Source organism: Bradyrhizobium sp. CCBAU 53415, from assembly GCF_028128735.1.
In the GTDB taxonomy this organism is placed as follows: domain Bacteria; phylum Pseudomonadota; class Alphaproteobacteria; order Rhizobiales; family Xanthobacteraceae; genus Bradyrhizobium.
In genome coordinates, this window is sequence record NZ_LBJF01000025.1 from 196,493 (window position 1) to 216,455 (window position 19,963).

Consider the following 19,963-nt stretch of genomic DNA (forward strand, 5'->3'; position numbering starts at 1 on the left):
TTGACGGCTCAGCGCGGCCAAGCAAGGGGCTGCCATGCCAAGAATGAGCAAGAGTGCCGATCTCAGTCAGAGAGAGGATGTCGTACCGGAGACATCGGTGACAGGCCTCGGACCGAACGGGTTGTCGAGGGGTTGCAAGGTCTTTTGCTCCAGGTCGAAGTATCCCAGGTCGTAGTGCATGAAGCTGACGAGCCAAATGCCGTCGTCGACTTCCTTGATGCCGAGCTTCTGTCCGGCCAGCACGATGGAGATGTTGATTTTCTTGCGATGCAGGCAGAGGCGGCCGCAGGATGTGATGACGACGTCGCGATCGTGGAAGGGATAGCTGAGGTCCGGCAGACCGGCATAGGGGCGCGCTGAAGCCGTATAGACCTCGGCAGGGCACTTCATGGCGAGCGCCTAGTGGGGACGTTCGGTATTGAACTCGCGCAGGAAGGCATCGAAGCGTTCCTGCTGCTGCAGGCTGTTGAAGCCTGGCCGGGTGGCCTCCTTCTTGAGGGTGAGATGCATGCGTTCGTGCCGGCCGTTCTGTCCAGAGGCTGGGCGCGCCTTTGATGCTGCGAGATGACGATCTTGGCCTTACGTGCGTTCAGCTCTTCGATGATCCAGTTGGAATCAAAAGCCTTGTCGGCGATCAAGCCGCCGAATTCGAGGTCCTTGATCAGGGGCGCGACGCCGACGGTGTCAAAGCGATGGCCGGGGAGCAGGACGAACCGCACCAGATTCCCAAGCGCGTCGGTCAGCGCGAGGATCTTGGTGGTCCAGCCGCCCTTCGACTTGCCGATGGCCTGACTTTTGGTCCCCCTTTTGCGCCCTGCGCGTGGCGGTGGACTTTGACAATTGTCGCGTCGACCATGGCGAACTCCATATCTGGATCGTCCGAGACCGCATCGAAAATCCGCTTGAAGACGCCGGCCTTCACCCAGTCGCGATAGCGCGGACACCGTATTCCAGGTGCCGAATGTCGGTGGCAGATCTCGCCATGGGCTGCCTGTGCGCGCGATCCAGAGCACAGCTTCGAGAAACAAACGGTTGTCACCACCTGTGCGGCCGGGGTCCGTGACCCTACCCAAACAAAGCGGCTCCATCTTCACCCATTGAGCGTCCGTCAGAACGAATCGGTGCATTCCAAACTCCTTCGAAGCTTGAATCACGCCCGTGCCAATCTGTGAATCCTGAATCTCAACAGACCCTAGTTGAAATCCGTCGGGCAAACTGCCTGTTTCGCACCCCGTCAACCCTTTCCCACAAAAATATTCCTCTTTACCGAAATTCGGAAATATCGTATATCCCGCCCATCCCGGTTCATCTTGAGGGGCGATCATGAGGTCGTCATTTTCGCGAGCCGGGCTTGCGGTGGACGCGGCAGTGTCGGGCGCGCAGCCAAGGGCAGGGCGGATTGCTCTCCGTGAGCCCGTGGCCGCGCGCGGACGAACGGCGCTGTCAGGTTCGTCTCGTCTGTAAGTTTCTGGCTCCGTCGACAGGGCTGGGAAAACTGCGGCGACATGGCGGGCCGTGCGTACGGCAAAACCGTGTGGTCCTGGCCGTCGTTGCTACGGTCAAGCTCTTGCGGATGCGGCTCTTGCGTCAACCGGCGCGGGTGCCGGTGAATTCCGCGGGGGCGAGGGAGGCCAAAGGAAAGTTCGGCTCCCGGGAGATCACGGCATAAGCCGTCCGACCATCGCGCAGGGAAGGCCGAGTGATTGGCACCACCTGTATGCTGCTGTGCGGTTCTTCCTGCGCGTGCCTTTCGCGCAGCAGACCGCGGGTGCGAGGTCAGCACCCGGCCTTCCCTGTGCCCTCTTGGATCGAGAGGGTGGAGAGACCAGGCAAAGCTCGGGCGGATTGCGTCGCGAGAGCGCGACGGCGTGTTCGCCGGTCGGGATGGATTCCACCCCGGCGGGGCCAGGCGCGCAGGAACCCTTGCACATGGTCGACACTTGACCCTGCGGGCCAGCGTCGCCGCCGATGACTGGCCTGCGCGGCCCCGCCTCCAAGCCCCCATGCCCCCCAGGGTGGGGCCGTGCTTCAGCAGAAGGTGCAATGGCCCGAGCCGACCGAGCAGGACATCGGAGAACGCGCATCGCTCGTGGGAGCGGGCCGGCAAGCCCGAAGAGATGGCTTTGAGCTGAATCGACTGCCGCGGGCTGGCTCGAACCTCTCCCGCTTGCGTGTCCGCTGCGAGAAGGAGAAGCCGCCGGGTTCTTCACCCTGGCGGCTTCGCAAAGTCCGCAGCTGTTGATCGTCTCCCCAGCCTCGTGCGTACCGCCGTTACCTTGTTTGCGGCCATGCCAGGTCTTTATAAGGAAAGGTGCGTGATTCCGCTGTGATCTGGAGCACACAGTGGAAGGGGTGTCAGCTCCGATACCACGCCGCCAGATTCCACGTGATGGTGTCCCAGCCGGAGATGTCGGCCATCAGGCTGTTGACGCTGGCGTTGACGATGTGGCGCGAGAGCAGCGGCAGGAACACGTTGGCCTCGCAGAAGGTCTCGTCGACCTTCATCAGCAGCGCGGCGCGCTTGGCCGGATCGAGCTCGTGCTGCGCGGCCTTGTAGGCCTTGTCGGCCTCGGGATCGGAATAGCGCGAATTGTTGCGGCCCAGCCATTTGTTGTCCTTGGTGGCGATCTCCCAGGAGACGCACTGGTTCAGCAAGCGCTCCGGATCGGGTTGCGGCTGGGTCGTGTTGTACATCTCCATGTCGGCATAGAATTTCGAGTAGGTGTCGGGGTTGCCGACATCGGAGGAGAAGAACACGGAGGCGGTGACCGCCTTGATCTCGATCTCGATGCCCGCCTTCTGGCAGGCCTGCTTGATGATGGCCTGTGTCTTCTGCCGCGGGGCGTTGGTCGAGGTCTGGAACACGTATTTCAGCTTCCTGCCGTCCTTCTCGCGGATGCCGTCCGCGCCCCTGGTCCAGCCGGCCTCGTCGAGGATCTTGTTGGCTTTGTCGATGTCGAACGTGTGTTTCAGTTTGGGCGACTTGAACCGCTTGGGCGCGTTGACGAAGCTCGCGGTTGCGACGGCGCCGCGGCCGTAGATGAACTTCTGGATCGAATCGCGGTCGATCAGGAGATTGATCGCGCGGCGAACGGCGGGATCGGACAGCGTCGGATGCCTGGTCTTGACGCTGGAGCGCTCGCCGTCGACCTCGGTCCACGGGTCCGTCGTGTTGAGAATGATGAACTCGACATTGCCCGAAGGCGTGATGTCGAGCTTGCCCTTGCCGCCAGCCTCCATGCGCTTGAGGACCTCCTCCTCCACCTGCATGTTCCAGGCAAAGTCGTATTCGCCGGTCTGCAGCACCGCGCGCGCGGCGGACACCGCATCGCCGCCGCCCTTGACCTCGATCGTGTCGAAATGCGGCTGGTTCTTGATGTGATAGTCGGGATTGCGCTCCGCGCGGATCATGTCGCCCGGCTTGAACTCGACGAACCTGTATGGGCCGGTGCCGACCGGCTTCAGATTGCCCGGCGCTTCGCGCGACTTCGCACCGACATAGTCGCCGAAATGATGTTTCGGCAGGATCAGCCCGACCGAGCCGACGAACGGATCGGCCCAGAACGGCGTCGGGGCCTTGAAGATCACCTTGACGGCATGGTCGTCGATCTTCTCGACCTTGATGTCCTTGTAGGAGCCCGTGGTGTAGGCCGCGGTCGCGAGATCGGCGGCGTACTGCCAGGTGAAGACGACGTCGTCGGCGGTGAAGGGCTTGCCGTCATGCCACTTGACGCCCCGCTTGAGCTTCCAGATCACGCTCATGCCGTCCGCAGCAAGGCCGCCGTTCGCCTTGGTCGGAGCCTCGGCGGCAAGGCAGGGGATGAGATTGCCGTCCTTGTCCCAGCCGGCGAGCGGCTCGAAGAAGATGCGCGCGGCAATCTGGTCCTTGGTGCCGAGCGCGAAATGCGGGTTGAGCAGGGTAGGGGCCTGCCAGAGCAGGATCTTGAGCGCGCCGCCGCCGCCGGCCTTGGTCGGCTTGTAGGCAAGGGTGGCGTCCGCCATGGCGACGTCGTGCCACGCCAGGACCTGGCCCGCGATCGGGGCTGCGATTCCAGCCGCGGCCATTGTCCGAATGAACGAGCGTCGCGACAGCGTGCCTTGCTTCACCTCCGCGACCAGATCGCGGATTTCGTTCTCGTCCATCGGATGAGCTCCACTTCGCGAAGAAACGTCGTCACCGGCTGCGCGCACTCTAACTCAGCACGTCGGGCGTGGTGGAGTCAAAGAGGGTGTCGTCGGTCTTCGCCGCTCCGCGACCTCTGCGCGCGGCATGCACCGCTTTGCCGCGATCCGCATCATGCTTGTGGTGCACGTTGCCGCCGCTCGGCATTCGTTTCCCGTTTGAAGCCGATTGGAGAAGGGTTGCCCGCGATGGCCGGCCAATATGGATTTCCCTTTCATTGATTTCGCAGCGCAGAAAGGGGAATACGGTTCCGTTGCAGCAAGACCCGTGGAGACCAAGATGTCGTTTCGCCTCCCCCGATTCTCTCCGCCGCGCTGCCGAGCTGGTAGGCAATCTGCCTGCGTAGAGTCCATGTAAGGGCAATCCGGCGGGCAGCCTTGGGTATGAGCCTTGCGTATGAGTCTTGCGTACGAGCCTTGCGCAATGCCCGCTTGTCTGGAGCCGCGGCAACCGACATCATCGGGTCGTGGTCATTTCTCGCCCGACAGGGGTCGTATGAAACGCTTTGCAAACCTGAAACGCCTGGGCTTCTTCACGCGGCTGCTCGACGAGGCCCCGGCCGCCGAGCGGTATCGCTTCGCGGCCGAGCAGATCGTGCGCGCTGAAAAGGCGGGTCTCGATTCCGCGTGGATCGCGCAGCATCATTTCCACGAGCGCGAGGGCGGCCTGCCGTCGCCCTTCACGTTCCTCGGCTACGTCGCCGCCCAGACGTCGCGCATCCGCCTCGGCACCGGCATCGTCACGCTGCCGCTGGAGAATGCGGTGAGGGTGGCGGAGGACGCCGCGGTGCTCGATCTCATCTGCAACGGCCGGTTCGAGCTCGGCGTCGGCACTGGCGGCAATCCCTCGGCCTTTGCCGCTTTCGGCCTCGACAGCGCCCAGCGCAACGAGATCTTTGCGCGCAATCTCGAAATCGTCCGCACGGCCTTGGTCGGCAAGCCGCTCGACGGCGGCGACACGCTCTATCCGCAGCGGCCGCAACTGGACAAGCGCATCTGGCAGGCGACATTCTCGGTCGCGGGCGGTGCACGGGCCGGCAAGGCCGGCGATGGTCTATTGCTGTCGCGCACCCAGCCCCGCACCAGGGAGGCGCCGAACGCCACGCTCGCCGAGATCCAGAACCCGATCATCGACGCCTATCTCGCAGCGCTACCGCCGGGATGCGAGCCCCGCATCATGGCCTCGCGCAGCGTCTTCGTCGCCGACGACCGTCGTGAGGCGATGCGCCTCGCCGACATCGGACTGCGGCGCGCGCTGCCGCAATTCATGAAGGGCGGTCACCTTCCCCCGGGCGAGACGCTGGAGGAGATGATCACGGCGTTCGACACCCATGTCGGCGCCGCCGATGAGGTGATCGCCTCGCTCCGTACGGATGCCACGCTGGAGCGGGTCACCGATCTCGTCTTCCAGGTGCATTCGGTGGATGCGCCGCATCCATATGTGCTGCGCTCGATCGAGCTGGTCGCCGACAAGGTCGCACCGGCGCTGGGCTGGACCCGGACGGCGCCCGATGTGGCGCTGGCGGGCTAGAGCATGATCCGGAAAAGTGCGCAGCGGTTTTCCGAAAAGATCATGCTTAAACAACAACCTACAGCGCGATGACGATTCATCCCAATCGCATCGCGCTTTAGACGACATGAACATGATCGCGTTGCACGAGGCCGACTGATGGGTACACAGGATATCATCGACACGCTCGCCGGAATCGAGCCGGGCTCGGCTCTCGACGCCATCCGCGCGCGTCGTCTTCAGGCGCGCGAGAACGCGCAGAAGAGCTATCTCTCCCTGTTCGAGCCGATCGATTCGAGCGAGTTCTCGCTGTCCGAGCGCGCGGCGGTCGCGGCCTTCGTGACCGGGCTCCATGGCGAGTCACCCGTCGCCGCCTTCTATCGCGAGAAGCTTGCCGCGAATGCCGAAGGAGCGCCCTTGCTCGAAGCGATCACAGCCGAGATCGAGCGCGGCAGGACGTCCGGGCCGTACGGCGCCTTTCCGGCCGGCCCACTGTCGATCGAGAACAAGGCCGGGCTGATCTATCGCGTCGGCGCGGAGCGCAAGCCCGTCCTCGGCGCGAGGCTCGCGGCGGCGCTGGAGCATGCGCATCTCCTGGTGTTCCGCCCGCGTGACGCCTCGTCCGCCGACATGAAGGCGCTGCTGGCCGCCGGCTGGTCGGAGACCGGCATCGTCACGTTCTCCCAGCTCGTTGCGTTCCTGTCGTTCCAGGTCCGCGTCGTCAGCGGCTTGCGCACGCTCGCAGCGGCAAGCGCTCAGGAGCTTGCATCATGAGCAGCGTCAATCCGCCCGTCGTCTTCACCCAGGACGAACTCGGCTGGGTCTCGTGGATAGATCCGCTGCCCGAGACCGAGCTGACCGAACGGCACTTCGCCGGCCTGGTCGATCGCGCACGTGCCAAGTCGGACTATTTTCGCCTTCTGGTGCGCGATCCCGAGGTGCTGGAAGCCCGCACCAGGACCGACAAGGACATCTTCTACAACGTGGCCGATGGCCTGCCGCGCGCCGAGCGCGAGCTCGCGGCGGCCGCAACCTCGCGCCACAACGGCTGCATCTACTGCGCCTCGGTGCATGCGCGCTTTGCCAGCACCTATTCCAGGCGCCGCGACGACGTGCAGCGCCTGCTCGACGAAGGCGTCAAGGCAGATCTCGGCGAACGCTGGAATGCCGTGGTCAAGGCGTCCGTGGCGCTGGCCGCGACGCCGATCGCGTTCGGTCCCGACAATGTCGAGGAGTTGCGCCGTGCGGGCCTCGACGATGCCGAGATCGTCGACGTCATCAATGGCGCCTCGTTCTTCAACTGGGCGAACCGGCTGATGCTGTCGCTCGGCGAGCCCTCGAAATAGGCAATCTCACCGGCACAAGAATTGCTGCTCGTTTCAACATTGAATGGATGGAGCCGTGCATGAGCAACATCGATCGCCGTACCCTGATCAGGGGCTCTCTCGCCGCCATGATGGCGGGAGCAGTCTTCTCGCGCAGCGCGTTGGCGCAATCCTCCGAACCGATCCTGCTCGGCGTCAGCGGTCCCCTGACCGGGCCCAACGCGCAATATGGCGCCCAGTGGAAGCAGGGCTTTGATCTCGCCCTCGACGAGATTCACGCCGCCGGCGGCATCAACGGGCGCAAGCTCGCCTACCAGTTCGAGGACAGCCAGAGCGATCCGCGCCAGTCGGTGGCGATCGCCCAGAAATTCGTCTCCGATCCCCGCATCGTCATGGAGCTCGGCGATTTCTCGAGTCCCGCCTCGATGGCGGCATCCCCAATCTATCAGCGCGGTGGCCTCGTGCAGTTCGGCTTCACCAATTCGCACCCCGACTTCACCAAGGGCGGCGACTTCATGTGGAGCACCTCCGTCAGCCAGGCCGACGAGCAGCCGCTGCTGGCGTCCTATGCCGTCAGGCGGCTCGGCCTGAAGAGGCTCGCGGTGCTGCACCTCAACACCGATTGGGGCCGCACCAGCCGTGACTATTTCGTCAAGGCGGCCAAGGAATTTGGCGCCGAAATCGCGGTGGCGGAGGGCTACATCGCGGAGGAGCGCGACTTCCGCTCGACGCTGGTGCGCGTGCGCGACGCCAATCCGGACGGGCTGATCCTGATCTCCTATTATTCCGACGGCGCGCTGATCGCGCGCCAGGCCCGCCAGGTCGGCTTGAAGCAGGTCATGTGCGCGGCGAGCTCGGTCTACTCGCCGAAATTCATCGAGCTGGGCGGCGAGGCGGTCGAGGACGTCCATCTCGGCACGCGCTATTTTCCCCAGGATCCCAGGCCCGAGGTGAGGAAGTTCATCGCCGGCTTCAAGGCCAAGTACAACGGGCAGGAGCCCGACGCCTTCAACGCTTATTCCTATGACGCGATGAACATGGCCGCTGCCGTGGTGAAGATCGGCGGCACCGACCGCCGCGCCGTCCGCGACGCCTTCGCCAAGGTGAAGGACGTCTCGAGCGTCATCTTCGGCAAGGCGACGTTCGACGTCGAGAGCCGCCGGGTCAAGGGCGCCATGAATGCCGAGCTCGTCGTGCGCAAGGGCCAGTTCGCGCTCTGGGACGGCAAGCCGACCTGACCTGACGGCCGGAGCATCCGCTCCGGCCGCTTTCATTTCCACGCGGGGACCCACGTTTGTCTTCCTGGCTCGACTACACGATCAACGGGCTGATCGTCGGCAATGTCTATGCCCTCGTTGCGGTCGGACTTGCGCTGATCTTCGGCGTCAGCCGGCTGATCAACTTCGCGCAAGGCTCGATCTATCTGGTCGGCGCCTATATCGGCTGGGTTGCGGTGGTGCAGCTGCATACGCCGCTGCCGCTCACCGTCATCGTGGTGGCAGCGGCCGCCGCACTGGTCGGGCTGATCATCGAGCGGTTCGGCCTGCGTCCGCTGCAGAACTCGGTGCGGATCGCGCCGCTGCTCGCGACCATCGGCATCAGCTTCGTGCTCGACCAGCTGGTGATGCTGACCTTCTCGCCCAATCCGCGGGCGCTGCCGAGCCAGCTGCCGGACGTCCGTTTCCAGCTCGGTGGCGGCACCATCGGACCGCTCGACCTGTTGATCGCCGGCGTCGGGCTCTCCAGCGCGCTGCTGCTGTTCGTATTCCTGCGTTACACCAGGCTCGGCTGGGCGGTGCGCGCCACCGCGCAGGATCGCGACGCCGCCATGCAGATGGGCGTCGACGTCGACCGCGTCAATCAGGCGGTGTTCGGCATCGCGGCCGCGCTCGGCGGCGTCTCCGGCATGCTGGTCGGCATGTACTACAACCAGATCGACACCGCGATGAGCCTTCAGGCGACGCTCAAGGGCGTCGTCGCCGAAGTCGTCGGCGGCGCCGGCAACGTGCCTGGCGCGGTGATCGGCAGCCTGCTGCTCGGACTGGTCGAGAGTTACGGCGTCGCCGTGTTCGGCACCAGCTATCGCAATCTGTTCGCGTTCCTGCTGCTGGTCGTCGTGCTCGTGCTGCGCCCGAACGGCCTGTTCGCGAGCGCGCGGCAGGCCCCGCCCGAGCCGCTCACCGGCACCTTCATTGCGCCAAGCCGTCCGGTCCGCATTCCGCGCTGGGTGCTGTTGGTACTCGCTGCTGTCTTTGCGGTCCTGCCGTTCTTCCCGGTCTCCTTCTACTTGCTTCAGACCATGATCAATGCCTGGCTGCTGGGCATGCTCGCGCTCAGCCTGACTCTGGTCGCGGGCACGATCGGCCAGGTCTCGCTCGGCCACGCCGCGCTGCTCGCGATCGGCGCCTATACGTCGACGCTGCTGTCGCTGACGCTTGCCGTCCCGGTCGGCCTTGCCGTCATCGGCGGCGGCCTGATGAGTGCCGCGCTCGGCACGCTGCTGATCTCGCCGTCGTTCCGTTTGCGCGGTCACTACGTCTCGATCGCGACGCTCGCCATTGGCGAGATCGTGTCGCTGGTGATCCTGAATTGGGAGAGCGTCACGCGCGGTCCGATCGGCATCTCCGGCATCCCGCCGCTGTCGCTGTTCGGCTATGACCTGATCAGCCCGTCCTCGGTCTACTGGTTCAGCCTTGCGGTGATGCTCGTGCTGGCGCTGCTGCAGGGGCGGCTGCTCGCCTCGCATCTCGGCCGCAGCTTTCGCGCCATCCGCGACGATGACGTCGCGGCGCGTGCCTATGGCCTCAGCCTGAACCGCTACAAGTCGCTGGCCTTCATCTTCGGCGGTTTCGCCGCCGGCATCAGCGGCGGCATCGCCGCGCATCTGTATTCTTACATCAATCACGAGACCTTCAACACGCAGCAATCCATTCTGGCGCTGACGGTCGTCATTCTCGGCGGCCTCGGCAACGTCGTCGGCGCGATCGTTGGATCGGTCGCACTGGTCGGCTTGCCCGAACTCTTCCGTATCGCGGCGGAGTACCGCATCCTGATCTACGGCATCGTGCTGCTGCTGCTCGTGCGGTTCAGGCCGCAGGGCCTGTTGGGGACGATCTGATGGCGGAGCGGCACGCACCCATGTTGTCTCTGCGGGGCCTGACGCGCCGCTTCGGCGGCCTCACAGCGGTCGATGCGATCGATCTCGACCTCGCCAGGGGCGAGCTCATCAGCATCATCGGCCCGAACGGCGCCGGCAAGACGACGCTGTTCAATCTCGTGACCGGGCTCGACCGGCCCGATGCAGGCTCTGTCCGCTTCGAAGGCCAGGACATCACCGGTCTCTCGCCGGAACGGCTCGCGGCCGAAGGCATCGCGCGCACCTTCCAGCTCGGCCGCGTCTTCGGCAATCTCAGCGTCATCGACAACGTCCTGATTGGCGCGCATACGCGACTGCGTGCCGTGAAGCCGGCGGTGCCTTTGATCGGCCCGCTGCTGGAATTGGGCCTTGCGCTGCTGCGACCCGCCAGCGTCCGGTCCGAAGAGGAAAGGTTGCGCGACGAAGTGAAGGCCATTCTCGGCCGCTTCGGCGAGCGGCTGCTGCCGCGGATCGACCAGCCCGCCTATAGTCTCTCCTATGCCAACCGCCGCCGCGTCGAGATCGCGCGGGCGCTCGCCTTGAAGCCGCGCCTCCTGCTGCTCGACGAGCCGACCGCCGGCATGAACCCGACCGAGACCGCGGAGATGCAGGCGCTCGTCGCGGAATTGAAGGCGGAAGGGCTGACAATTCTCCTGATCGAGCACAAGCTGGAAATGGTGATGCGCCTGTCCGACCGCGTCATCGTCATGGATGAAGGCAAGAAGATCGCGGAAGGACCCGGCGAAGAGGTGCGTGGTGATCCCAAGGTGATCGAGGCCTATCTCGGCCACGGCCTGTCGGGCACGACGGAGCAGGAGAGCGCGGCATGACCAATGCTTCTCCCCGGCCGCTGCTGACTCTGTCTAATGTCAACACCTTCTACGGCCAGGCCCAGGTGCATTTCGACCTCTCGATATCGGTCGCGCGCGGCCACATCGTCTGTCTGCTCGGCGGCAATGCCAGCGGCAAATCGACGACGATGAAGATCATTCTGGGTCTGGTCAAACCGCGCTCGGGCGAGGTGACGTTCGACGGCGCCTCACTGATCGGCCTCTCCACGCCGCAGATCGTCCGCCGCGGCATCGCCTCGGTGCCGGAGGCGCGGCGGCTGTTCGCGGACATGAGCGTGCGCGAGAACATCCTGATGGGCGCCTTCGTGCGCAGCGACCGTGATGCGGTGGCGCAGGATCTCGACAGGATGCTGACGCTGTTCCCGAAGCTTGGCCAGCGGCTGTCGCAGCGCGCCGGCTCGCTCTCCGGCGGCGAGCAGCAGATGGTAGCGATGGCGCGAGCGCTGATGAGCCGGCCGCGCATGATCGTGATGGACGAGCCGACCATGGGCCTGTCGCCACTCTATGTCGATCGCGTGCTGGAGCTGATCCGCACCATCAACCAGGAGGGCGTCTCGGTCTTCATGGTCGAGCAGAACGCCAGCCTCGCGCTGGAGATCGCGCATGAAGCCTATGTGCTGCAGACCGGCAGGATCGTGCTGTCAGGCCCGGCGCGCGCGCTGAAGGACGATCCGCGGGTGCGCGACGCCTATCTCGGCGGCTCCGAAGCCGCGTAGAGCTTCAGGCCGAAGCCGCGCTCTGGACCTGTTCCACCGGAAAATCATCGGCATTGGGATCGCCGGGGGCCGTCGCCCAGGCGAGTTCCACCAGGGTCACGATCCGGCGTCCGCCGCCGTCGAGCTGGCAGACGATCAGGCCCTGCTCCTCCATATAGCCGAGCAGCCGCTGCGCGCGGCGCAGCGAGTGCGAGCCGTAGGCCCGGGCGATCGCAGCATCGCCGGGACACGGCCAGCCCTCCTTCGCCGCGCGCGCGATCATCATGAACACGCCCTGCATGTCGTCGGGCAGGATCGAGGCGCGCAGCGAGACGTCCTGCCAGGCGTCGTCTTCAGTGAGATCGGTGCCGAGCCCGGCGCGCGCATGCGTGAGCATGCGGCGGAATTCGTTGAGGTCTGGCACCGCAGAGCCAAGGCCCTCGATGCGGCAGCGGACCACGAACTCCTGATACAGCACGCCGATGGCGCGGAAGCCGGCATCGGGCTCGGCCAGCACGGCGCGCAACGTGCGGTCGACGCGTTCGCGCCGCTCCGCGAGCTCCTCTGCGCCGACCGGCACCTCGACCACCTCGGGCCGGATCTCCGGCGTGGCGGCCGCCTTCGCCGCGCGAAGCTGCTCCAGCAGGTCGGGCGCGGGCCGGCGCTGCGGCCGGCTGGCATCGGGCGGTGGTGCCGCCAGGATCACGGCGCGCACATCTTCCAGCGTCGCCTCCGGCAGCGGCATCAGCCGCGGCGTCGAATTGCGCGGGGACGTAGCGGTCGGGCCGATATTCAAGCGCAGCGGACGGCGCGACAGCGCAGGTCCCAGCGCCATGAACTGTCCGCGCTCGAGGTCGCGGAAGGCTTCGGCCTGCCGCCGCTCCATGCCGAGCAGATCGGCGGCGCGCGCCATGTCGATGTCGAGGAATGTCCGGCCCATCAGGAAGTTGGAGGCTTCCGCCGCGACATTCTTGGCGAGCTTGGCCAGGCGCTGGGTCGCGATGATGCCGGCGAGCCCGCGCTTGCGGCCGCGGCACATCAGATTGGTCATGGCGCCGAGCGAGAGCTTGCGCGCTTCGTCCGAGACGTCGCCGGCAACGGCCGGCGCGAACAGCTGCGCCTCGTCCACCACCACCAGCATCGGGTACCAATGGTCGCGGTCGACGTCGAACAGACCGCCGAGGAACGCCGCAGCGCGTCGCATCTGGTTCTCGGCGTCGAGCCCCTCGAGATTCAGCACGGTCGAGACGCGATGCAGCCGGACGCGCTCGCCGGCGACCTGAAGGCCGCGCTCGGTGTGATCCTCGGCCTCGATCACCAGATGACCGAAGCGCTCGGCCAGCGTCACGAAGTCTCCTTCGGGGTCGATGATGGCCTGCTGCACCCAGGGTGCGCTCTGCTCCAGCAGCCGCCGCAACAGGTGCGATTTGCCGGAGCCCGAATTGCCCTGCACCAGGAGGCGGGTGGCCAGCAGTTCCTCGAGGTCCATGGCGGCCGCGGCGCCGGCCGTGGTCTGCCCCATCTCGATCGCAACCGTCATATCCCCGACTCAAGTCCCCGTCATCTGCGGACAGGGGCTTATCAATCCCGTCGCGGCGCGTCGAGCGGCCAGGGCGAATCACGCCGCGTTGCCCACGATGGGGTTCAGGCGTGCCCCGACAACCGTAGAAGCGCGGATCGATAGGGGGCTTGCGGATCATCATCCTCGGTCTCGGGGATCGCGCAGGAGCCGAATTCCTGCCTGATCCGCTCGATCTCGGCGATTCGCTCGTGCAGCCGCTGCAAATGCTCGGGCGACGTCGCCTTCCAGAATCGGAAAGTGTCGGCCGTGAGCGGCAGGAAGGCAGTGCCTGATAGCGTCGGATCGGGAACGACAGTGCGTCCAAGCAGCAGGAAGCGCTCGGTGCCGGAGACGACGAGGGTGGCATAGCCGCGGTTTCCGATCCGCCTGATGCCGTTCAACGACCATTCGGCGAGCTTGCCGAAATACGGCGCCTCGCGCCAGCGATCCGGGCAATGGTCGTCGACCGTGACGTTGACGGCGTCCTGGCTGAAATGCACGATGAGGCCGGCCTTCTCGGGAAACCAGTCGTCATCGAGATGGCCTTGCAACCAGGCGCACACGAATGAGCGGCACATCTGCGGGCGGCGGTCATAGATCGCGCATCCCGTGCCCGTCTGCCAATGCCTGCAGAGCTGGTTCACCGGCTTGTTGACGGCGGCGACTTCGAGGATGTCGCAGCAGGCGTTGCACGATCCGCATTGCCGGGCGGGCCGGGGTGACTTCGGCAGGCCGGTCGCGCGAAAGCCCTGTCCGTAGCGGACCAGCAGCTTCTGTTTCTCCAGCGCGTTCAACGCGCGTTCGATCTTGAGACGGGATAGACCGGTGGCGTCGATTACGCCCTTCATCGTCGTCGCGCCTGCCTCCACTGCGCGGACGACGCTCAGCACCGCCTGGTCCATTCCTGTTGTTCTTGTCTGGTTCTCTCAGCCGTGCATTGCCATCGCGCCGGAACAATGGACCGGCAAACAGGTTTTAGAAACCTGATCGACAAAGATATGTTGCTCATCTCTTTGCGGCTGGCAAGAAGCCGGACCCGTTCTGCGCGCATGCAACGTTTGCGCGAATGAAGGACCTTGCACGTGTGGGAGCTCGTTTCGCGTCGAATCGGCCTGCTTTGCCCGTGTAGCGCCGGGACAAGACGAGCGGCGTGCGGTCGTCTCACGCAGTCGTGATATCAGCGGTTCGCGCGTGGGCGCGATGTGACGGAGAGCCGATCGCGTCGCCGATGAAGCGCGACGATGATCGTTGAATTTGCGCCACACCGGGAACAGTGCCGCCGAACCTGTCGTGAGCGGCGGTGCAGTGAAGGCGATCGCTCGGCACGGAATGACGCAGATCAAGATCGGCGCGCCCGAGCCCCGCTATTTGATCGCGCTTCAGATTTTCACTGCGGGCGCTGCTTGGATCATTTTGGGCGCAACGCTCGGCCGCGGCGCCCGCCGCCTCGGGCGTCCCGACCTGGTGACGCGCGCCGGTGCGGTCACGCCGGTCGTCGTGACCGGCCTGATCTGGCTTCAATCATTCCTGATGGCCTGAGCGCCGACGTCGCTGGAAACGGCGCGCTACTGCGCGCCCGATCCGCCCTGCACGATCTTCTCGTTCAGCTTCTGGTCCACGGTGTCGACGGTGCGGTCGATCTCGGCGTTCGGCACGCCGAGCTGATGCGAGATCAGTTTCACCAGGAGGTCGACGCGCTCGATGAAGGGCGCACCGCTCGCGACCGCGCGCGCCGCCGAGGACGGTTTGAGCAGGCTCTCTGCAGCCTTGGCGTATTTCGCGAACGGCACCTGGTCCTGCGGATCGGCGCCGAGCCGCCGGGCGATCGCGTCGACATGGTCGTAGATCGTCTGCGAGCGCTTGAGATCGCCATGCACGGCGTCGCGGATCGACTGCGGTTCATTGGGCGTGATGCAGCGGTAATTGCCGGTGAGCAGCATCGACCATTTCGCCAGCGGCACGAACAGCGAGTCGAACACTTTCAGCTTCACCGGCACGTCGTGGCCGTCGAGCGTCACCGCGTCGATGTCGGCCTCTAACTCGCGCAGCAGCTTGTTGTGCTTCTCTTCGGCAAAGACCGATGCCTTGAAGTTGGTGGGTAGCCCGACATGAAGCACGTTCGCGGCTTCTTCCGGCGGACGGAACGCCTGCGGGTCGGGCGAGCATAGCGTCACCAGCCCCGGCTCGAACCGCTCCCACACCTGCGCATTGGTGTAGGCCTCTTCGAGATCCATGCCTGCGAGTGCCGGAATCCGCTTCAGATAGGGCAGCGGCGGCATGTTCATGATCGACAGGCACGGCAGCTTCGCCGCGGCGATCTTGACCATGAGAACGCGCACCGTGTGGTTGGTGTATTGCGGCTCCTGCATCGCAAGGCCGACCAGATCGTAACGGGTGAGGTCGACGTTGGCCGGCGTGACCGCATCGAGCTTGCCGGGCAGGTCGCGCGAGAGGATCGCGCGGTGCACCGCCTCGTCACGCAGCTTGATGCGCACCTCGGTACCGTCGCGATTGATCAGCTCCGCCGTCTTGGCGCGGCAGACCAGGGTCACGTTATGCCCCGCCATCAGCAGCTTGGTGCCCAGCAGCGAGCCGTAAGAAGCCCCGAGAATCAATATGTTGCGCGCCATGCTCCGTCCCTTTGGCAATCTATTTCGATTTTTGAGCCCCGGCCGTCATCCGCGGGCGAGTTGGCGGCATGTAAAGCGAACCGCGTGGGGATGGCAACTGGGATAATGCATACAAGGACTGGAGCGAACTTTGCCCCGGGACCGCTCGCCCGGCGTTTGGCGCCTTACTGGATCTGCTTCTCCCTCCATCGAGTGCTACGTCCGGCCTGTGGCGCCCCTCCGTCCAATTCATGAAAATATTCGACCTTGCCGAAATTCGGATTTGTCGTACGTGTCGTCCATCCCGGCTCATCCTCGAGGGGTGGTCATGCGGTCGTCATTTTCGCGAGCCGGGCTTGCGATGGACGCGGCAGCGTCGCGCACGAGAGGTGAAGGGCAGGGCGGATTGCTTTCCGTGAGCCCGGAGCAGTGTGCGGACCAGCGGCGCTGTCAGGTTCGTCTCGCCAGTATGCCGATGGCAAGGTGCACGAGGCCGTCGGACCTTGTGGCGAACGGGCGAACCGCGCTTGCGCCTCAGCCCTGGCTCGCCACGCGCGCGCGGTCGGGATGCTGCTCGATCTTGGGGCGGTCGCGCGTGCGCTCGAAGCTGGTGCAGAGCAGTTCGGTCTCCTCGAGCGAGACCGGAGCACGATAGAGCCGGCACATGAACTCGGCGGTTCCACGTCCCTTGCCGGTGCCAGGGCCGCGCTCTGCGAGAAACATGCAGTCCCGGCAGATGCTGGCATCGAGCCGTTGATGGGCCGCGTCGAGGTGATTGAGGATCTCGCGGAGGGAGTCGCGCAGCCTGATGCACTCGTCGGTTCCGAGCGCGGTGACCGCATTCACCACGTGGTTGATCGGGTCGTGCTGGCTCAGGCATTTCTCGCCCTGGGCGGTCACGTGCAGGACGACGGAACGCTTGTCCTCATGCGACGGCTTCCGCACCAGAAAGGACTTGCTCTCCAGAGTCTTCACGATCTGCGATGCAGTCGCTCGGGTGGCGCCGATGAAGCCGGCCAGCGCGGAGGGTGTGCGCGAAAACCTGTTGGCGCGGCCGAGAAAGCGCAGCGCCATCCACTCCCGATCGCGCAATCCATGCTGATCGCCTTCGAAATACCAAGCCCTCGCCGCCTGAACCAGCAGCTCGACGGCTTCTCGCGCCAATGGCATGAATCTACCTCGTCCCCGGAACTTCGTCTGCGGCGTCCCGAAGCCGCTTTGCGCCCTGAGTGTTCGACCACCATGTCGTGTCGAACTCTCGTTCAAAGGCGCGGACCGCAACGCGCCGGACCTTGGCCCATGGGCGTGGCATCGTCCGGAGCGAGAGGCTGCGTCGCCGATGGCATGCCAACGGCGTCGTCGTCGCGCGGGAGCCCGGGTTGCCGTCACCGGCAGACGGTGGATCGGAGTAGTTCAACCGAAGCCCCCAACGTTCAAGTCACAAGCAGACGTTTCTTGTATTCCGCGGAAACGATGAATGAGCTTCTCAACAAAATCAAGTAGAGACCCTCGCGAAGACTGGATGTCGTTGCAAGCGAATATAACGTTCAAGACAATCTCGCTCTTTGGAACACATGATGGTGAACGCAATACGTCGGCCCGACGAGCAGCAGCGCTCAACTCCACGAAGGTTCGATTGCACGGCACGTCGTTGTCTGTCGTCGATGCAGATTGATCGATGCTTGTGCACGACGATCATGTGTGCCGGCACGTCATCCACAACTTCTGCGTTCCGTCGGAGAATCGGCAGGGGAACTCACAGGAATTGCACGTTCCGGTTGTTGTCGCCGCGCTCGCGAAATCGTCCGCTCGATGGTCTGCACCGCGGCGGCGCGTTGCGCTCACCCGAACGGAGGATGCGCTCACGACGCAGATCGGCGACGGATGTGCGCGCGCATGCGCTGGAAGCGTGGCGACATGCGCAATCTGCTGTCGAAAACCACGAGCAGGACGGGCGGCAGGCGCCTCTCGCGACGTCTTGCCCTCTCCACCTGCTAATCGCCCTTGAGCATGTCCCGGAGCTCGCGGAATGGATCGGCGCTCGGCGGGGCCGAAGCGCCTTGCCGCATCGCGCCGTAGATTCTCGGAACCATCTCGACCGCCTGGTCGAGACCCGAATCACGTCCCGACTGATATCCGCCCATCAGGCGAAGGTCGCGCGTGTCCTCGTATTTCGCGATCATGGCGCGCAGCTTGCTCACCAGTTCGCGCTCCTCGGGGTCCCAGACGTTATGGGCGAGGCGTGAGACCGAGGCCAGAACGTCGACGGCCGGATAGCGCGCCTGGTCGGCGATGTGCCTGGAGAGCACGATGTGCCCATCGAGTGTGCTGCGAATGGTGTCCGCGATCGGCTCGTTGTGATCGTCGCCGTCGACCAGCACGGAGAAGATCCCGGTAATCGTGCCGGAACCCTCCTCGCCGGGGCCGGCGCGCTCGAGGAGGCGCGGCAGATCGGTGAAGACCGTCGGCGCGTAGCCCCGCGCGACCGCGGGCTCGCCTGCGGCGAGCGCGACTTCGCGGGCGGCGTGGGCGAAGCGGGTGATCGAATCCACCATGAGCAGGACGGATTCGCCCCGATCACGGAAATATTCGGCGATCCCCATGGCCGTCTTCGGCGCCAGCCGCCGCATCATCGGGCTTTCATCCCCCGTCGACACGATGGTGACGGCACGGTGACGGTCGGCGCCCAGCACGTCCTCGATGAACTCGCGCACCTCGCGGCCGCGCTCGCCGACCAGAGCCAGCACGACGGTGTCGAAACCCTGGCTGCGGGCGAGCATCGCGAGCAGCGTCGATTTGCCGACGCCGGATCCGGCAAAGATGCCGACGCGCTGGCCGGCACAGATCGGCGCGAACAGGTCGATGACGCGCACGCCGGTGCGCAGCGGCTTGTGCACGCGTGCACGCTTCATGGCCGACGGCGCCTCCGCCTCGGCCGAGACCGCCTGGGATCCCTGGGTGAGGGGCCCTTGTCCGTCCAGCGGCGCGCCGAGGGCGTTGATGACGCGGCCCTTCCAGCTCGGATCGGGCGCGAAGGACAGAGGCGGCATCCGGTAGGCAACCGAGCCGAGCCCGCCGGCAAATTGCCGGTCGAACGGCTTGGCGACGATGCCGTCGCTGTCGATCCGCACCACTTCGCCGATCTGGCGCTTGCCGGCCGAATTGACCCCGATGAGCTCGCCCAGCCTGACGAAGCGCGACAGGCCGGAGACGCGGAAATGCGTCGGCGCGATCTCCGAGATCGCGCCGCTGACGCTTGCCAGGGGAGTGCTCTGCTGAAGCTCCAGCAGCGCCCACTCGAGTTGCCGAAGAGCGTTCAAGGAAACCGTCCAACCTCAATCCTGGTGCGCACGAGGCGCAGTCTACTTGCCGGGTTCGCCGAGCGTCCGGATGGCGTTCTGGAGCGAGCTCTCGGTGCCCTCGATCATCGAATTGGTGCCGTCGAAGGCGCGCGAGGCCGAGATCAGCCGCGTCAATTCGAGCATCGGATTGGCGCCGGAGCCCTCGACATAGCCCTGCTTGAAGCCGTCCCGGGAGAAATCGGCGATGGCGGTCGCAGGCCGGTCGGGCGTCACGCCGGAATTGCCGTAACGTTCGAGATTGGCATCGGCGGGGATGTTGAACAGGCCGATGGTGCCGATCTCGTTGTTGTCCTGGGTGATCGCGCCGCTGCGCGCGATCGAGATCGGTCCGCCGTTCGGGTCGAGCGTGATCTGCGCGCCGCCGGAATCGACCACGGGGAAGCCGCTCACGGTCTGAAGATCGCCGTTGGCGGCGATCTGGAGGCGGCCGTCGCGCGTGTAGACCGTGCCGTTCGGCCCGGCAAAGGCGATCCAGCCCTGTCCGACCACGGCGACGTCGAGCGGGTTGCCGCTCTCGGTGATGCTGCCCATCTCGCGGGAGATGATGTTGTCGCCGGGCGAGGAGAATGCCACCGGCGTCGGACCCGCCTTGGACAGCACGGTCTCGAACTTCACCACGTCGGTGCGGAACGCCGCCGTGTTGACGTTGGCGACGTTGTTGGCGATCGTCTGGAGGCGCTTTTCGAGCGCGACCTGCGCCGACAGTCCCACATAGAGAGCCGATTGCATGAC

General features: G+C 65.2%; 15 protein-coding genes and 2 pseudogenes. 8 read left to right on the forward strand and 9 right to left on the reverse strand.

Annotated features, from left to right (window positions below; genetic code table 11):
• Positions 1 to 62: 62 nt before the first annotated feature.
• The 3 genes and pseudogenes from XH87_RS21945 to XH87_RS21955 all read right to left on the reverse strand — a co-directional run.
• A pseudogene (locus tag XH87_RS21945) lies at positions 63 to 546 on the reverse strand (integrase core domain-containing protein); the annotation flags it as partial.
• Positions 547 to 599: 53 nt separating this feature from the next.
• A pseudogene (locus XH87_RS21950) lies at positions 600 to 1,325 on the reverse strand (IS5 family transposase); the annotation flags it as partial.
• A 1,030-nt stretch (positions 1,326 to 2,355) separates the two neighbouring features.
• Positions 2,356 to 4,143 carry a peptide ABC transporter substrate-binding protein gene (locus XH87_RS21955; protein WP_271588859.1) on the reverse strand — a complete coding sequence of 596 codons (1,788 nt, stop codon included), beginning with the start codon at positions 4,141 to 4,143 and terminating at the stop codon, positions 2,356 to 2,358.
• Positions 4,144 to 4,678: 535 nt separating this feature from the next.
• Between XH87_RS21955 and XH87_RS21960 the strand changes: the two genes are divergently transcribed.
• From XH87_RS21960 to XH87_RS21990, 7 genes are all read left to right on the forward strand, one after another.
• Entirely contained in the window at positions 4,679 to 5,713 is a 1,035-nt protein-coding gene (locus XH87_RS21960) for a putative FMN-dependent luciferase-like monooxygenase (protein WP_271588860.1), read from the forward strand.
• A 138-nt stretch (positions 5,714 to 5,851) separates the two neighbouring features.
• A complete protein-coding gene (locus tag XH87_RS21965; protein ID WP_271588861.1) occupies positions 5,852 to 6,466 on the forward strand; it encodes a CMD domain protein in 615 nt (204 codons plus the stop codon).
• Positions 6,463 to 7,038 carry an alkylhydroperoxidase domain protein gene (locus XH87_RS21970; RefSeq protein WP_271588862.1) on the forward strand — a complete coding sequence of 192 codons (576 nt, stop codon included), beginning with the start codon at positions 6,463 to 6,465 and terminating at the stop codon, positions 7,036 to 7,038. The genes XH87_RS21965 and XH87_RS21970 overlap by 4 nt, the downstream gene beginning before the upstream one ends.
• A 59-nt stretch (positions 7,039 to 7,097) precedes the next feature.
• A complete protein-coding gene (locus XH87_RS21975; RefSeq protein WP_271588863.1) occupies positions 7,098 to 8,255 on the forward strand; it encodes an ABC transporter substrate-binding protein in 1,158 nt (385 codons plus the stop codon).
• Positions 8,256 to 8,311: 56 nt separating this feature from the next.
• The gene (locus XH87_RS21980; protein ID WP_271588864.1) at positions 8,312 to 10,135 is read left to right on the forward strand and encodes an ABC transporter permease; all 1,824 of its coding nucleotides are present in this window, start codon (positions 8,312 to 8,314) and stop codon (positions 10,133 to 10,135) included.
• Positions 10,135 to 10,983 carry an ABC transporter ATP-binding protein gene (locus XH87_RS21985; protein WP_271588865.1) on the forward strand — a complete coding sequence of 283 codons (849 nt, stop codon included), beginning with the start codon at positions 10,135 to 10,137 and terminating at the stop codon, positions 10,981 to 10,983. Before XH87_RS21980 ends, XH87_RS21985 begins: the two co-directional genes overlap by 1 nt.
• Positions 10,980 to 11,720 (forward strand): ABC transporter ATP-binding protein, encoded by a 741-nt coding sequence (locus tag XH87_RS21990; RefSeq protein WP_271588866.1) that lies wholly within the window; start codon positions 10,980 to 10,982, stop codon positions 11,718 to 11,720. The genes XH87_RS21985 and XH87_RS21990 overlap by 4 nt, the downstream gene beginning before the upstream one ends.
• Before the next feature lie 4 nt (positions 11,721 to 11,724).
• On the opposite strand, the gene XH87_RS21995 is transcribed toward XH87_RS21990, so the two are convergent.
• Positions 11,725 to 13,239, reverse strand: coding sequence for an ATP-binding protein (locus XH87_RS21995; RefSeq protein WP_271588867.1), 1,515 nt, complete (start codon positions 13,237 to 13,239; stop codon positions 11,725 to 11,727).
• A 104-nt stretch (positions 13,240 to 13,343) separates the two neighbouring features.
• On the reverse strand, positions 13,344 to 14,162 hold the full coding sequence (locus XH87_RS22000; protein WP_271588868.1) for a YkgJ family cysteine cluster protein: 819 nt from the start codon (positions 14,160 to 14,162) through the stop codon (positions 13,344 to 13,346).
• Positions 14,163 to 14,589: 427 nt separating this feature from the next.
• Here XH87_RS22000 and XH87_RS22005 point away from each other — a divergent pair, with 427 nt between their 5' ends.
• Positions 14,590 to 14,799 (forward strand): hypothetical protein, encoded by a 210-nt coding sequence (locus XH87_RS22005; protein ID WP_271588869.1) that lies wholly within the window; start codon positions 14,590 to 14,592, stop codon positions 14,797 to 14,799.
• A 26-nt stretch (positions 14,800 to 14,825) separates the two neighbouring features.
• On the opposite strand, the gene XH87_RS22010 is transcribed toward XH87_RS22005, so the two are convergent.
• The 4 genes from XH87_RS22010 to flgF all read right to left on the reverse strand — a co-directional run bounded on the left by XH87_RS22010 (position 14,826) and on the right by flgF (position 19,960).
• A complete protein-coding gene (locus tag XH87_RS22010) occupies positions 14,826 to 15,890 on the reverse strand; it encodes a ketopantoate reductase family protein (RefSeq protein ID WP_271588870.1) in 1,065 nt (354 codons plus the stop codon).
• Between the two features lie 513 nt (positions 15,891 to 16,403).
• Entirely contained in the window at positions 16,404 to 17,039 is a 636-nt protein-coding gene (locus XH87_RS22015) for a MarR family winged helix-turn-helix transcriptional regulator (RefSeq protein WP_158671292.1), read from the reverse strand.
• A gap of 824 nt (positions 17,040 to 17,863) precedes the next feature.
• The gene (gene fliI / locus XH87_RS22020) at positions 17,864 to 19,189 is read right to left on the reverse strand and encodes a flagellar protein export ATPase FliI (protein ID WP_271588871.1); all 1,326 of its coding nucleotides are present in this window, start codon (positions 19,187 to 19,189) and stop codon (positions 17,864 to 17,866) included.
• A 42-nt stretch (positions 19,190 to 19,231) separates the two neighbouring features.
• Positions 19,232 to 19,960, reverse strand: coding sequence for a flagellar basal-body rod protein FlgF (flgF, locus tag XH87_RS22025; protein WP_035715658.1), 729 nt, complete (start codon positions 19,958 to 19,960; stop codon positions 19,232 to 19,234).
• Positions 19,961 to 19,963 lie beyond the last annotated feature (3 nt).